The sequence below is a fragment of the Desulfosoma profundi genome (assembly GCF_055387865.1).
The window spans coordinates 2,861,780-2,876,700 of sequence record NZ_AP042420.1 but is presented as its reverse complement, the minus strand read 5'-3'; the positions used below and the strand labels follow the sequence as shown (position 1 = coordinate 2,876,700).

The 14,921-nt window shown below is 53.4% G+C and carries 11 protein-coding genes; 4 read left to right on the top strand and 7 right to left on the bottom strand.

Annotation, left to right across the window (positions count from 1 at the left end; all coding sequences use genetic code 11):
- The first annotated feature begins 96 nt into the window (after positions 1–96).
- Entirely contained in the window at positions 97–456 is a 360-nt protein-coding gene (locus tag ACZ5K9_RS12410; RefSeq protein WP_464271646.1) for a response regulator, read from the top strand.
- 89 nt (positions 457–545) lie between these two features.
- On the top strand, positions 546–1,577 hold the full coding sequence (locus ACZ5K9_RS12405) for a sigma-54 interaction domain-containing protein (protein WP_464271645.1): 1,032 nt from the start codon (positions 546–548) through the stop codon (positions 1,575–1,577).
- A gap of 31 nt (positions 1,578–1,608) precedes the next feature.
- Here the strand turns inward: ACZ5K9_RS12405 and ACZ5K9_RS12400 are convergent, their stop codons facing one another.
- The 3 genes from ACZ5K9_RS12400 to ACZ5K9_RS12390 all read right to left on the bottom strand — a co-directional run bounded on the left by ACZ5K9_RS12400 (position 1,609) and on the right by ACZ5K9_RS12390 (position 6,274).
- Positions 1,609–2,871 (bottom strand): TIGR03790 family protein, encoded by a 1,263-nt coding sequence (locus tag ACZ5K9_RS12400; protein WP_464271644.1) that lies wholly within the window; start codon positions 2,869–2,871, stop codon positions 1,609–1,611.
- A 611-nt stretch (positions 2,872–3,482) separates the two neighbouring features.
- Positions 3,483–4,808, bottom strand: a complete 1,326-nt coding sequence (locus tag ACZ5K9_RS12395; protein WP_464271614.1) for an IS1380 family transposase — start codon at positions 4,806–4,808, stop codon at positions 3,483–3,485.
- A 407-nt stretch (positions 4,809–5,215) separates the two neighbouring features.
- Positions 5,216–6,274, bottom strand: coding sequence for a glycosyltransferase family 2 protein (locus ACZ5K9_RS12390; protein WP_464271643.1), 1,059 nt, complete (start codon positions 6,272–6,274; stop codon positions 5,216–5,218).
- A 655-nt stretch (positions 6,275–6,929) separates the two neighbouring features.
- Here ACZ5K9_RS12390 and ACZ5K9_RS12385 point away from each other — a divergent pair.
- Together ACZ5K9_RS12385 and ACZ5K9_RS12380 are read left to right on the top strand one after the other, a co-directional pair.
- Positions 6,930–7,160: a DNA methyltransferase gene (locus ACZ5K9_RS12385; protein WP_464273971.1), complete on the top strand. Its 231-nt coding sequence runs from the start codon at positions 6,930–6,932 to the stop codon at positions 7,158–7,160.
- Positions 7,161–7,392: 232 nt separating this feature from the next.
- On the top strand, positions 7,393–9,732 hold the full coding sequence (locus ACZ5K9_RS12380) for a multicopper oxidase domain-containing protein (protein WP_464271642.1): 2,340 nt from the start codon (positions 7,393–7,395) through the stop codon (positions 9,730–9,732).
- A 90-nt stretch (positions 9,733–9,822) separates the two neighbouring features.
- Here the strand turns inward: ACZ5K9_RS12380 and ACZ5K9_RS12375 are convergent.
- The 4 genes from ACZ5K9_RS12375 to ACZ5K9_RS12360 form a co-directional block, all read right to left on the bottom strand.
- Positions 9,823–11,222, bottom strand: a protein-coding gene (locus ACZ5K9_RS12375) for an IS3 family transposase (protein ID WP_464271224.1) whose coding sequence is annotated in 2 segments (ribosomal slippage) — positions 9,823–10,871 and positions 10,871–11,222 — 1,401 coding nt in all. Because the reading frame shifts where the segments join, the coding sequence is not laid out codon by codon here.
- A gap of 894 nt (positions 11,223–12,116) precedes the next feature.
- A complete protein-coding gene (locus ACZ5K9_RS12370) occupies positions 12,117–12,425 on the bottom strand; it encodes a hypothetical protein (protein ID WP_464271641.1) in 309 nt (102 codons plus the stop codon).
- A 617-nt stretch (positions 12,426–13,042) separates the two neighbouring features.
- On the bottom strand, positions 13,043–13,546 hold the full coding sequence (locus tag ACZ5K9_RS12365; RefSeq protein ID WP_464271640.1) for a hypothetical protein: 504 nt from the start codon (positions 13,544–13,546) through the stop codon (positions 13,043–13,045).
- 473 nt (positions 13,547–14,019) lie between these two features.
- Positions 14,020–14,733, bottom strand: a complete 714-nt coding sequence (locus ACZ5K9_RS12360; RefSeq protein WP_464271639.1) for a class I SAM-dependent methyltransferase — start codon at positions 14,731–14,733, stop codon at positions 14,020–14,022.
- Positions 14,734–14,921: the final 188 nt, after the last annotated feature.

Sequence of the window (14,921 nt, the reverse complement as noted above, 5' to 3'; positions counted from 1 at the left end):
AAATCCAGGTTGCCCTATCTCGGCGTGAAGCAGGGCAGAGCGCAGGCGTGGGGAAACCGCGAGACAACCCCCTTTCATGGAGGGGACCATTCGTTCATGGCGAAAATTCTGGTGATTGAAGACGATAGCGGACTGAGAGAGCTTCTAGGGACCTTCCTCCGGGAAATCGGGTATGACGTGGTGCAGGCCGCCGACGGTCTGGAGGGCATGGAATGCATGGACCGAGAGCCCTTTGACCTGCTCATCGTCGACGTGATGCTTCCCTATGTGAGCGGCATCGGCCTTGTGAAACTGAGCAAAGAACGCTCCCCGGAGGTGCCGGTGGTCTGCATCACGGGCTACGGGAACTCCCCGGAGAAATTAGCCCAGGAGGAGCATGCTGACCACGTGCTTTCCAAGCCTTTCGACCTGAAGAACTTGGCCGAGATCGTCGAGACCCTTCTGCGGGGTCAGTGAGCCCTGGACGGCAATTGAATTGTCATCAAGGCCTGAAAGGCCGCGACGAACCGCCCCGCATGGGCTCCGATACAGGATAAGATACCACCGTGACGGAACCGCAGATCATCGGTATCAGCCCCTCTATGGAAAAGATCCGCCAGTTGGTCCGTCGTGTGGCGGATGTCAACCTGACGGTCCTTATCACCGGCGAAAGCGGCGTCGGCAAGGAACTGGTTGCTCGCGCCCTTCACTACTATTCCCGAAGGCGCCCGGAACCCTTTCTCAAGGTGAATTGTGCGGCCCTTCCCGGGGAACTTATGGAATCGGAGCTGTTCGGCTACGAAAAAGGTGCGTTTACCGGGGCGGACCGGCAAAAGAAAGGAAAGTTCGAAGCAGCCGGGAAAGGTTCCATCTTTCTCGACGAAATCGGGGAAATTCCTCTACCTTTGCAGGCCAAGCTCCTTCAGGTGCTTCAGGACAATAAATTCCCTCGCATCGGAGGCAATCAGGAAATCCCCAACAATGCTCGGGTCATCGCCGCGACGAACATCCATCTGCAGACGGAAATTGAGCGAGGCCGCTTCCGGGAAGATCTTTATTACCGCATCAATACCATCAGCATCGCCGTGCCGCCTCTCAGAGAACGCCCGGAAGACATTGAACCTCTCGTTCATTTTTTCATGAAGCTCTTCAAGAAGGAACACGGCCTGGAACCCTATCCGGTACCGCGGAGTCTCTTCAAGCTCTTTTACCAGTATCACTGGCCGGGGAACGTTCGAGAACTGGAAAATTATTTGAAGCGGTTGTGTGTCCTCAGGAACTCCCAAGAAATCGAGGACGAAATTCGACGGATTCTGGACCATCAATCTCGTGAGGAACCCTCCAACAACGGCCCGCGTCTGGCCGAAGATCACATTGTCCGCAAGGCCACGGAAGAGCTCCGTGCCATGGCCGAGGGCGAGCAAGGCTATCCTTCCCTCAAAGAAATCCGCCAACGCGCCGTGGAACGAGTCGAACGCGCCATTTTGGAATATGTCCTGCGGGAAGTGAACTGGAACCGCCGTCAGGCCGCACGCATCCTCAAGATCAGCTATCGTACCCTGCTTTACAAACTGAAAGAGATGGATCTCCACCCCTAAGAGGGCCCATCGAACGGGGTGCCGTGAAAGTTCAATTGTCAGCCGCCTTCCCGGGGGGAACTTTGCCGAAGGGGCGGTAAAGCGGATCCCCAACAAGCACAATGCGCCATGAGATAAAGGGGAGAGAGAAAAAAGCGGCTTCCGCCAGGGTGAAGCGCCCGTCCGTCAGGAAGGCGAAGAAGAGGTGCGGCACGGGAAAAGCCTGCACGTAGGGTTCATCCACGGGTCCCAGTGTGGCGGCGACCCCCTCCTCCAGCAAGCGCTTGCACCACACTTGGCTCGGCCCGGCACGAAGCGTCGAGCACTCGCTGCTGGCAATGTGATAGCCGACGGCCCCGCGGACCCAGGTAAAGGCCGGCACATAGCGGGCCAGGCTGTACCAACCACAGTAGAGCGCTGCGTGAGGAGCTTGGCCGGGCTGAAAGAGTTCTTGGCGTTCATCCACCACCACGGGAAGACGTCCGCTCTTTTGCACCGCGTCCGCCGCCCTATGGATGGAGGCATCGTAAAATGCGTAGCCGCCGTCCAGGTTCGGCATTTTTTCCGCATTGGGCTTCGGCCATCGGGCATCGAAATAGGCGGTTCCGGAGAGGCCGGCGGCCTCCACGGCGATGGCGTCGTCCACCAGGCGTTTGACAATGTCGGCGCTCGGCCCGTCCAACCGGGACACCATGAGCACCTTCTTTGGGAAGGGCATCCCGGATCGGTCTCGAAAACCCACAAACATGGGGTTGGGAATCCAGCCCTCCAGGGGAGGATTCGGTTCCATCACGAGGCTCAATTCCGAATCCACAGCGGCACTTTGGTTTTCCTTGGAAAGATTTCGGAGGGATTCCCGCCGGGCGTCCATTTCTTTTTGCAGCCGGGCCGCCTCTGCAGATCCTTTTTCCGCGCGGGCGAGGGCGTCTTTAAGCGCCGCCAGTTCCTTTTCGAGGCTGTCTTTTCGAGCCTTTTCCCCGGCATCGAGCTCCGGCGCACTGACACGCAGAGGCAAACCCCGCACGGTCACAAGACACCGAAGACCGCCCTTTCGTGAAAGATCCTGCACGGCCCGCCGCACCGGCGCGGCGATCCGAAGATCATAGTCCTCCCGGGAACAGCTCTCTTGGTCTGTCACCCACAGGATCACCAAGTGTTCTTGGGGAATGCCGCGCCGTTTCATGTAATAACGGGCAAGCCCCACACTTTCCGACGCATTCCGATTGGCGATCACCAAAACCTCGTGCGGTTCCAGGGCCGAAGCTCCAGCGCCCCACAGCAACACCCCCACTGTCACGGCAACAAAGATTCTCATATCCGCTGTTCAGCCCGCAAAACCTCAGGGTGAAACCACAGCGCCCCCTTGATGTGCTCGCAACACACAGTTTGAGGAGCCAGTGCGAGGCTGGAACTCAACAAATTTAAGCTGCTTTTCACGGTGTCTGTACTGAATTGCCCGTTGATTGGTGCAAGGGTCTTTTTAGAAATCGCCTGATTCGCTTGCATTTTTGGACGCTTAACATAGCATGTTTATACAAATAATACAATAAGTTATGTGTTATTCAGGAAACTTTAAATAAAGGGCAGAGTAATTTACTCACCTGCTTTAGCGCCATACCCAATTGCCCTCAAGAAAGAAGAAAGATACCCAAACTCTCTCACCCCGAAAAGGTGAATCAAACCAGCAGAAAAAACACGCCACCTTTTGATCCTCACCTGAATCAGTGAAGTGTGATTGGGTGGACTGACGAGCATGGATTCGGAACCCATTTTGGGGCTCATTGATGCCCTGATTCAGCCACTTTTTCGGGTCATCGCCTTTTCAAGGACTGAAAAGCTCTCATGACGATGCCATCTCAGACATTTTCGGACACTCTTCACCCCCTTATGGCCAGAGGAGCTTTCAGGCTTTTGCGGCGGCGATCCCTACGCTGGGCAAAATTTCAGATAAACACTCCGAAAAGCGTGAAAAGCGGGACAATGCCGACCAAACTGGAGCTTCAGCCGACGAGCGCTTCGGATCACGCGCGCTGCCATATAGATCAGCTCCTGGATCACGGTCTTTACGCGACGTCGCTTGGCCCGATGCCGTACGGGCGAAAAATGGCCCAGGAGCCCGTTTTGCCCCAGGATGCGCAAAATGTTGTAAGCCAGTCCGCCCAGGGTCAACACCAGCGCATTGGTGGCAAACTTTCCAGACGGCAATCGTTCCAAGTCCAGGTCGGACTTGATCTCACTGTGAAACTGCTCGCTCAGACCCCGCTTCTCGTACAACCCGATGACTTCATCTTCAGGGACGGAAAGCGACGTCCACCAACCCTCCAGCTTGATATCAGGCCGGATCAAGATTTGTCCCTCGCTATCCCATATCCTCTCGGTGACCCGGATCACCAGCCGAAACCGATAGGTTCTCTTTTCATGGTGTCGCGTCACCCACGTGCTGAAGACCGCCACTTTCTTGCCGGGCCGGGGCTCACTCACACGGCCTTCCCTGAAGGCCCGATCACGCCAGGAAAGGACGTCGGCCCTGCGCGGATTCCATTGGATGATAAAGCTCAGCTTGGGGTGTCGGCGAAGCTCCACAAGCGTTTCCAGGGCATCATGAGCCGCGTCCGTTCGCACCAAAAGGGGCTTGCAGGTCACCTTGCGCGCATGCACCAACACCTTACGCAAAAAGTCAACAAATCCACTCTGAGAATGCTGAGACCCCGGGCGAAGCTCCAGGCCCACACACCATCCCTCCTGGCCAAGGTAGGCCCCGATCGGCGCATATCCGTCGTAGTCCTGGTACGTCCGCGAAACCCCTTCTTTCTTTGTGTCGGAATTGTCCAGGCAGAAAACATCCATGTCCAAAGGCACATGCCCCGTGGAAAGCGCCGTCACGGGAACCTGGGTCCTCTCAAGCAATTCTACGCTACTTGCGCCGACAAGACGTTCGAAAACTCTCGCGTGCTTGTCCAAACGTTGCCGCAAAGTTTCTTGCGAAGGGACCTTCTGAATGTCCAGAGCCTCTTTGAACCAGTCATCGCCGGCGACCTCTGCAGCGGCTTCAAAGTCACTCTTGCCCAGACACAGAAGCCCCAAGTAGGTCTTGACCACATCCGCGTGCGAGATCATCGGCCGTCCTGGAACTTCCTTTTCCAACTGCTCGCACAGGCTCGTGTAGCCGTTGATCAGATTCCCCACAAGGGCCAAGCCCGCGTGTCCGCTGTAGAAGGCCTTCGAAGATTGTTCGATCTCAATTTTCTTCATGAGTTCACCTGCCGGGTGAAAATGTGACAGGAGACCCTATAGCATAAATGAGATGTAAATCCAATGAGATATCTAAAGTAAAATAGTTTTATGCATAGGCGCTATTTCACGGATTAAGGTAAATAGCATATGCCGTAAGAGAATCTTATGCATAGGCGCAATCTCATGGATTAAGGAATTGAAAATTGCCCGGCTCGGCAAGTGCTACAAACGCATGGCCCGCCACGAAAAGGCAGATCTTCAAGGCCTTGTCTCCCCAACAAGACGTTGCCTCTGGGCGCTGCGCCGGGCATTGCGCCGCTGTCTGGCCTCGTGAAGCTTGCGCTCCCTGCGGGCCTAGATCTCACCCCCCTCACTTCCCTCCGATTACCTAGCGAAAACCAGTTGCACCAATTTCCGGAAAAAGACTAGTGGTAAGCATGCACGAAGGACATAATCTCAATACTAGTATGAATCTGTTCCCGAAGTCTCATCGGCCGAGACCTTACGCTAAGCAAGTACAACGGGCCCAAGCCTATTGTTTTACCAAGCCGCCATACAGCTCGTGTTGTAATATCTATATCTAATCGGATGCTAGCTAGTAGTGCGGTAACGGCCAGGATCAAAAGGCCACGATATCTAGCCGCATAGGCAAGCTCGAAGAGAATCCCTGCAAGTCTCTTCTTATGCTTTCTAAGGTTCGCCTCGCAAAATGAGTTTCGAATACTTCGATGCGCCTCACTTTGGACTCGCCAAGACCCTAGAGCTAACCTTAGGCCGTCATCGCTGATGCTACCTCTCCGTCGTCTGTAAACACTAAGAACCTCTGGTATAACTGCTACCGCCCTGTCCCGCATCATCCGGAGCCACAAGTGCGTGTCCTCGCCGTTTGTTAAGACCTCCGAGAAATATAGGTTGTTCAACTTTAAGATATCTGATTGAACCGTAATGCTATCTGTGTGTATGGGGCAGTAATTCAGCAAAGAAAACTTAAATAGCGAACCGACATTTGTAATAAAACTCTTATCAGCCCTAACACTATCATTTTCATCCAACAGCCTGTAAAAGTTCCTGTGCCTAAAGGCTGAAGGGATGATCCCCACATCGTTCTGGATCGAGTAATCATTTATTGCAATAAAGCAGTTTTTTTCTTCTATTTCGCACAAGACATTCAACGCCTTTTCGAGACGACTTGGCAAATACAGATCGTCATCGTCCAGAAACGTCAAGTACTTTCCACTGGACTCTACGATGCCGCGGTTCCTAGGCGCTGACGGGCCTCCGGAGTTTTCTTGCGAGATAACCTTCACTCTTTTGTCTAGCCTAGAAAAGCGCTCAAGCACTTCCAATGTATTATCTGTTGATCCGTCATCAATAATAATCAGCTCGAAGTCAGTAAATGTTTGTTCAAGCACAGAGCTTATGGCCTCGCTCACAAATTGCGAACTGTTATACGTTGGCATAATGACAGAGACATACGGTTTCATACTCCACCTCGCATTCCATACTAAGAGGATGGCAGACAATAGCACACCATGATAACAACACTCTCCATCGGGCAGGGAAACACATAAGACATATATTTTCATATATGAACATATACCGAATGGCTCCGAGTCGAACATCTCAAGCCCAGAGAAACGAAGATCTCCGCTTCCATATTGCTCTGAATCAGATTATATGATGGAGAATACCCTCTCGGCAGAACATACCTCACATTAAAAACAGCTTAGCCCAAGTTTGTCATTCTTACGCATAACTTATGGTTATTACTGGCATGTCTATTTTGATTCTTCACTACACATTTTCAATCAATGCGCTGGACCCTTTTAAGGGGCGATAGGCTAGTCCTGGGGCATGGTCAATTTCCACATGAGTCAGCTCCGGCTCCGCTGTGTGTCGAACTGGGGGTTTTTTAAAATAGATTTTCCCAAAACGGATAGGACAATGGCCTTAGTACCCTATTCGGAACGGATGAAACTACTGCTTGACAATAGCGAAAAAGACTATTCGCCGAAGAAAAGACCATCGGGGCACGACATCAGCGACCGATTTGCAGAAGATAAGGGCGGGGCTATTCCGCCAAACGTACTCCAAATTCCGAACACTGAGAGCAACTCGCCGTAGCTCAGCTGTTGCAAAATAGTAGGTATCGCTGGCCACCCAGCCAGGTTCCCGGAGAAGCTCCATGAGTTTTTTATCCATTTTCTTACGGATGGAGGGGATACGGTTTTAGACATCCTCGCCGGTTCCAATACCACAGGCGCAGTGGCAGAGGCTTTGGGGCCAAGATGGATTGCCTTTGAAGTTGATCTGTCTTACTTGCTGCTTCAGCCTTCCGCTTTCTTGACAGAGTTGAGGACGATATTGTGAAGTCTTTGTAGAGCACGCTTATTGCCGAAGGCGCAAAGGGAGTTATGATTCCGTAAGTCGCAGTCCAGCAATTTCTTCTGGAAGAGACGGGAGGATATAGGACCTCGCAGAAATGATGGTGCAGCGGTCCGTTACATAATAGGACAGGCTAACAACGGGTTGCAGCCGACGTTGCTCCGCTGCGCTCCGCAACGCGGCAGAACCCGACCGTTAACCAAAAAAGGGGCTCGACATGATGTGGCTCGTAAGAAACATCAAAGTTGTTGGTCTGACTTTTGCCACCCTTTTTACCTGGACACCCGCCAAAGCGTCCACCGTCGAATACCAACTCACGATCGCCCAGCAGGAGGTCAACATCACCGGAAAGCCTGTATATGGCATGACCATAAACGGTGCTATTCCGGGCCCAACCTTGTATTTCAAAGAGGGAGACACCGCCCGAATCCACGTCCACAACAATATGAGCGTGGAAACCTCCATCCATTGGCACGGTTTGCTCGTGCCGAACCATATGGACGGTGTCCCCTATGTTACCTATCCTCCGATCAGGCCCGGAACAACCTTTACCTATGAATTTCCCATTCGCCAGAACGGAACCTACTGGTATCACTCCCACACTAGCCTGCAGGAGCAAAGCGGGGTTTACGGTGCCATCGTCATTGAGCCGCGCCAGAACGTCCCGAAGCCCGACCGTGATTATGTTGTTTTGCTCTCAGACTGGACCGACGAGGATCCGCGGGAAGTGATTCGAACACTCAAGCGCGATAGTGAATGGTATGCCCTCCAAAAGGGCAGTGCCCAGAGCATTCTCGGTGCCGCCCGCATCGGAATGCTCGGCGACTACTTCAAGCGAGAGCTCCAACGCATGCCGGCCATGGACATCGCTGACGTAGCCTACGACCGGTTCCTCGCCAACGGCAAGCCTGAATTAACCTTCCATGCGGAGCCTAATGAAACCGTGCGGCTGCGTATCATTAACGGCTCTGCCACCACCTATTTCCACCTTGAATTCGCCGGTGGCCCGATGGCCATCGTCGCTGCGGATGGCCTTGATGTGGAGCCGTTCAAGGAAAATCGTTTTCTCATTTGTGTCGCTGAAACCTATGATGTGATCATCCGAGTCCCCGGCTCCGGGGCCTACGAATTCCGGGCCACTGCCCACGACGGGACGGGCTACGCGTCGGTCTGGATAGGTTCCGGCGAACATCACCGTGCCCAGGATGTGCCGAAACCGAATTTATATCACACCATGGGCGATATCAGCCTGAAAAAGATCTTCTCCCTCACCCCCGCTGGCACCATGGGTATGTCCGATCGTGAGGTTGAAGCTGGCAAATTCGATCAGCCCGGAATGATGGGCATGGGCTCGATGCATATGGGAAGTATGGATCATCCATCGAGTGTGGGCACCGGGGATACATCACACGATGTAAGTATGCCGATGGAGCACCCCGCCACCTCCGCACAAGGTATGGAACACGGCGGCCACTCTATGGCGATATCTCCTCAGCCATCAAGGATAGGCAAACACTATGGCACCGATTTTTCCTTCCTTGCTGCTGATGTCTCTGCATCCAAAAACCTTGCCGTTGATGGCATGGACCCGAGCCGCCCATGGCCACCCTATGCCAAACTGCGGGCCACCAGGCCTACTGCTTTTTCCAAGGACAAACTCGTTCGCGAAATCCGCCTCACTCTTGACGGAGACATGGAACGCTATGTCTGGTTCCTCAACAATAAGCCCCTCTCAGAGAGTGATTCGATCCGCATCCGTAAGGGCGAGGTCGCACGCTTTATCATGATCAATCGCACCATGATGCACCACCCGATGCATCTTCATGGCCATTTCTTCCGAGTCATCAACGGCCAGGGCGACTACGCCCCACTCAAACACACCGTCAACGTCGCCCCCATGTCAACGACCGTCATCGAATTCGACGCTAACGAGTTCGGCGATTGGTTCTTCCACTGTCACTTGCTCTACCACATGGAAAGCGGGATGGCCCGAGTCGTGCACTATGAGGGCTTTACGCTCGACCCACAACTAGCGGAAGTCCGGCCTAACCTCTACAAGGAATCCTGGTATTTTTGGGGCCAGGCCAATGCCCTCAGTAGCATGACTGATGGCTTTCTGATGCTCTCTAACACTCGCAACATCCTGACCGCAGAGTGGGAAGTGGGGTGGCAGGAGGTGGACGACACCGAGTGGGAAGGGATTTTCACCTATGATCGCTACATCAACCGGTTTTTCACTATCCTCGCTGGTGCCGACCTCTTGGGTGAAGGGGATGATCTCGACCATACCCGAGGGGTGTTTGGATTTCGCTACCTGCTGCCGCTCAACTTGGAATCTAGGGTGTGGATTGATACCGACGGCGGTGCGAGGTTCAACTTGAGTAAATCCTTCGAATTGACGCCGCGTCTCGCTCTGTTGGGCGAAGCCCAACACGACACCCATGATAAGTGGGAAGGAAGCGCAGGTGTGTCCTACCGGGTCCACAAGCGATTATCCTTCGTGGTTCGATGGAATTCTGATTACGGACTAGGCGCTGGGTTCCAGATTCTGTTCTAACCCTAGCCCAAGTGTTTCATTTTTACGCATCACTTATTGTTATTGCTGGACGGAATGTGTCAATGAAAATGAGACACCTCCGGTAAAATGTTAGACTCTTACAGCGTCGCTTGAAGGCTTGTTGATCCAGGCGGCAGTCGGCAATGCTGGAGGCCTGGGTATCTTGCCTTTGAAACGGCTAGGATTGGCCTCGAATGCTTGCTTGAGAACCTGTTGACGATGCTCCACGATCTGAGGCGCCAACCCGTAATGGAACTGCTCCGGTGTGACCAGCCCGAGACCCGAGTGGCGATGTTCTCGATTGTACCAATTGAAAAAATTCCGGCAAAAGGAGCGGGCATCCTCGGTGGAACCGAAACGTCCTGGAAATTGCGGACAGTACTTGAGGGTCTTGAACTGGGCTTCCGAATAGGGATTGTCATTGCTCACATGAGGCCGGCTATGGGTTTTGGTGACCCCCAAGTCCGATAGCAATTGGCCAACACACTTCGAGGTCATGGAGGATCCCCGATCCGCATGAACTGTAAGTTGGCCGTGAACAATACCCTGCTTTTTGCAGGTCTCCTCAATGAGCCTCTTTGCCAGGGCCGCACTTTCCCGGTGGGCAACCATCCATCCCACCACGTAGCGGCTAAAGATGTCCATGATCACGTAAAGGTAAAAATAGGTCCACTTGACGGGGCCCAATAACTTTGTAATGTCCCACGACCAAACCTCGTTGGCGCGGGTGGCGAGCAACTCGGGCTTTTCGTAAGCGGGGCGCTGCACCTGCCGGCGACGCTCCTTGACGCTTCCATGTTCGTCTTTCAGAATGCGATACATCGTGCGCACCGAGCAATGATACGTCCCCTCATCAAGCAGGCACGCAAAGATCTGGCGAGGGGCAGCATCCTGAAATCTCTCGCAGTGGAGTAGGTCTATCACCGTTTGCCTCTCCTGATCCGAAAGAGCCAACGGCGGAGCCGGACGATTTACCTGGGCTCTGGTGGGTTTCAGTCTACGATAGAAGGTTGCTCGGGCAATGCCCAAAGCATCACAGGCCTGGACGGTTCCCACCTCGGTTCGCAATTGGACCGCCGCTTTCATAAGTTGCTCTCGTCGCTTTCGTGATTGGGTTGGGGAATCCCCATGAGGTCTGAGATTTTTTTTTGAACCTCAATGATCGTCTGCGCCTTTTTGATCTGGTCTCTGAGGCGCTGATTTTCCCGCTCCAATTGGGCTACACGTTTTGCAAGATGGTGGTCCGGGTTCGCTTTTCGCCCCCGTTTTCGGGGAGACAATGCTTTGAGCTGCCCCTCATCTCGTTGTCTGCGCCACGTGGTCAAATTCGATGAATAAAGGCCTTCCCGGCGGAGAAGGGCGCCGATCTGCCCAGGCAATGTGCAGGCATCGGCTTCCTCGAGGATGCGCAACTTATAAGCAGCCGTGAATTTGCGGCGACGTTTTTTTTCCATGACCTCCGGATCCGGTGCGTTGAGATTGGTCGCCATGAGGGCAACTCCAGACGCCCTACTGGCCCCTTCCGTTACCCCCATTCCTACCCCCGTTTGCCGATTCTGAACTGATGTCATCTGATCCTGTCTCCTACCCGCCCAACTCAAATTTAACAAGGGGTAGGTGACTCACCTTCATTGGCACAGAGGGGAATGTCTATTTTGATTTCTCACTACACATTTTCAATCACTGCACTGGACCCTTTTAAGGGGCGGTAGGCTAGTTCAAGGGCATTGTCAATTTCCCCATGAGTCGGCTTCGGCTCCCATGTGTGACGAATGTGGATAATCTGTCCTTTGTCGTTGGTCATGCAGGTGGTGACCCGTCCTTGTCCATTCAGATGCCTTCGCAAGGTGGACCAGTGGTGGCGGATGCCAGCTGGATGAAGGGTCCTCTGGAGAACGCTCAGCACATGGGAAGCAAGCACGGTGACAAAAAGGTGCCCGTGAATGCGACGCGATGGGCGGTGATGGACCGGCCGTATCGCTTTCACAAAACAAGAGGACTTCGCAAGAGTCTGCGCGTCGAACCGCCCTGACCGTTCCCGAAGGACCTTCGGGAACAACGTGTGGATCGCCCTCCGGAAAACCTTCAACCCGTCGTCGGTCCACACAAAGGTCATCGAGCCCCTTGGCGCGAAGCATCTTGAGATTTTCCTCCGTGGCCATGCCCGCATCCAGGACCACCGTGGGCCTGGGGCTCTGTCAATGGACCTGCCGTGGGCGATGGAGAAGCATCTCATCTACAACGGCTTCTAGGGTTGCCGGTTCTGAGACATTTCCGGCAAAAACCTTGCTGGTTTTGGGAAAGCCCTCTTCGTCCAGCACCAGTCCCAAGGTCACAAGGGGCCGATCCGTTCGCTTTTCCTTGGAAACGCCCCGCTGAACCTTTTAGCTCCTGGGATGAGCTTCAAAAGAGGTGTTGGTCAGATGGTAAAGGATGAGCTTTTCTCCCAGCCCCAAAAGGCTCCTTTCCTGATTCACAAGAAAGCCCTCTATGTCCTCCTTGCAGGACAGCAACCGGTCGCAGGTGCGATACAGGCTGGAAAGAGAAATGTCTTTTGCCTTGATATCCATCACCTCACCAAGAGCGCTCCTGTGGTGAAACCACCCATGGGTTTCCCGCTCGCTTGCCGGATGGATCAGCTTTCCAACCATCAAGACCTTGGCCCGATCCATATCGGCTTGCTGAAGCCACATTCCTTAAGAATCTTGCTGATCTGCACCTTATCATAGGCCCAAGCCCCCACGGTGCGCACATTCGACTTTTACCCTCATCTCGAACGTATTTTCAGCAGGTTAGGGAACCTCAGCCGAGAAATTTCTGAAAAATGATCCCCGATGCTGGCAAACTTGGGTTAGGCAGAGATAGTTTAATCTTATGATAGCATCCTACAAAGAGGGACATGTGTATCCTTCTCTTGAAATATACTTTTACGTATCCCTGAATCAGTGAAACGTGATTGAATGAACTGACCCGCATGGGTTCCGAACTCAGTTTGGGGGTCACTGATGCGCTGATTTAGCCGCTTTTTCGGGTCATCGCCTTTTCAAGGCTTGAAAAGCCCTCATGACGAGGGCCATCTTGGACAATTTTGGACACACCTTACCCCGCTTACGGCCGAAGGAGCTTTCAGGCTTTTGCAGCGGCGATCCCTGCCCTGGGGCAAATTTGAGAGTACAGCCCCGAAAAGGGTGAAAAGAGGGACAATGCCGGATAAACTCGTGCTCCAGCCGACGGCCGCTTCGGATCACACGCCCCGCCGGATAGGTCAGTTCCTGGATCACGGTCTTTATGCGACGCCGCTTGGGCCGATTCAAGCCGGCGAAAAATGGGCTAGGTGCCCGTTTTGGCCCAGGTTGCGCAAGATGTTGGATACCGATCCGCCAAGGGTCAACACAGGCGCATTGGCGGCAAACTTTCCTGAGGGCAATCGCTCCAAGTCCAAATTGGACTTGAGCTCACCGTGAATCGGCTCCCTCAGAGTCCGATTCTCGGACAACCGAATCACTTCATCCTCATGGTCGGAATTGTCCAGGCAGAAAACATCGAGCTCCAAAGGCACATGCCCCGTGGAAGGCGCCGTCACAGGAACCCTGGCCCTCTCAAGCAGTTCTACGCTACTTGCGCCGGCAAGGCGTTCAAAAACCCTCGTGTGCTTGTCCACACGTTGCCGCAAGATTTCTTGCGAAGGCGCCCTCTGAATGTCCACCTCTTTGAACCCCTCATCACCGGCAACCCCCACAGCGTTTTCAAAGGCACTCTGACCCAGACACAGAAGCCCCAAGCCGGTCTTGACCACATCCGCGTGCGAGATCATCGGTCGCCCTGGCACTTGCTTTACCAACTGCTCGCGCAGGCTCGTGGTGCCGTTGATCAGATTCCCCACAAGGGCCAGGCCCGCATGTCCGCTGGTCTGTCACCCACAGGATCACCAGGTGTTCTTGGGGAATGCCGCGCCGTTTCATGTAATAGTGGGCAAGCCCCACACTTTCCGAGGCATTCCGATTGGCGATCACCAAAACCTCGTGCGGTTCCAGGGCCGAAGATCCAGCGCCCCACAGCAACACCCCCACTGTCACGGCAACAAAGATTCTCATATCCGCTGTTCAGCCCGCAAAACCTCAGGGTGAAACCACCGCGCCCCCTTCATGCCTTCGCAAAACACCGTGTCAGAAGCCGGCGCGAAATTGACTCCAAAAGCCACACATAACGCTACGGATAACGACTCACACTGAAAAACCGAATCTTCGCCCGCTTTCCTTTGTTGCTTCAGGGAGTTCCTCGGTGAGATCAGGGTTTTCTCAAAACGGCCAGGATCCATCCTCTTAGAAAAGCCAAGGATTTGGTTTTTCGAATGAGGTGCTCATAGCACGTCCCGAGAAAAAAAATTAAACTGTTAAACATCAGATAATTGGGATATTGGCTCAGGTACTCAAACTGCTCAATGTGAAAACCTGCTTTTTCGGCGTGTCTTCTGATGGCTGAATATGTGTTGCTCTTGTAAACGGTCGGGAAGGTAGCTTCTTCCTGTCTTCCCTCGACGACCTTGACAATCCGTGGATGTAAAAACCCAGGGATAACGATGGCCATAAGCGTTCCATAGTCCCACATATTGGCCGTGAGGATGACCAAGTAACCGCCGGGTTTCAAAACGCGGTACATTTCGGCGTAAGCTGCGCGAGGATTCACCAAATGTTCGAAAACGCTCCTGGAACATATACAATCGACGGAACAATCCGCTAGTGGAATTCTCGAAACATCCGCATTGATGAGATGAATATTTTCACTCATGGGATCATCGAAAGCAATGAGATCCATCCCGATGAGCATCCGTGGTTTGGGTGAAAGTTCTTTGAGAAGACTTGCAGTTCGACCGCACCCCGCGTCCAGGATGATTTCCGCGCCAGATGTGATAAGATCTTCAACCTTTGATTGAAAAATCTTGTATGGATGAAGCTTTCCACTATAATACTTCGCCAGGAGATGATGTGTAAGTTTTCGCATTTCGTCTCAAGACCTTAGATCATTTTTTCGGGGTGTCCCAAGCTCGTTATGCCAATATGTGTTCTCTGCGATCAGGTTTATGAGAATCAGGCCGACCGCCGGGTATTGTCGGCGGTTTCGTCGCGGTCGCGAAACCATCTGTCCACAGCGTGCTCACCCATCCAACCATGGGGAGGGGAACCGTTCAG

Coding starts and splice junctions, on each gene's coding strand:
- ACZ5K9_RS12410 (WP_464271646.1), top strand. CDS start 97: ATGGCGAAAATTCTGGTGATTGAAGACGATAGCGGACTGAGAGAGCTT.
- ACZ5K9_RS12365 (WP_464271640.1), bottom strand. CDS start 13,546: ATGATCTCGCACGCGGATGTGGTCAAGACCGGCTTGGGGCTTCTGTGT.
- ACZ5K9_RS12360 (WP_464271639.1), bottom strand. CDS start 14,733: ATGCGAAAACTTACACATCATCTCCTGGCGAAGTATTATAGTGGAAAG.
- ACZ5K9_RS12380 (WP_464271642.1), top strand. CDS start 7,393: ATGATGTGGCTCGTAAGAAACATCAAAGTTGTTGGTCTGACTTTTGCC.
- ACZ5K9_RS12400 (WP_464271644.1), bottom strand. CDS start 2,871: ATGAGAATCTTTGTTGCCGTGACAGTGGGGGTGTTGCTGTGGGGCGCT.
- ACZ5K9_RS12390 (WP_464271643.1), bottom strand. CDS start 6,274: ATGAAACCGTATGTCTCTGTCATTATGCCAACGTATAACAGTTCGCAA.
- ACZ5K9_RS12370 (WP_464271641.1), bottom strand. CDS start 12,425: ATGTGGCTTCAGCAAGCCGATATGGATCGGGCCAAGGTCTTGATGGTT.
- ACZ5K9_RS12395 (WP_464271614.1), bottom strand. CDS start 4,808: ATGAAGAAAATTGAGATCGAACAATCTTCGAAGGCCTTCTACAGCGGA.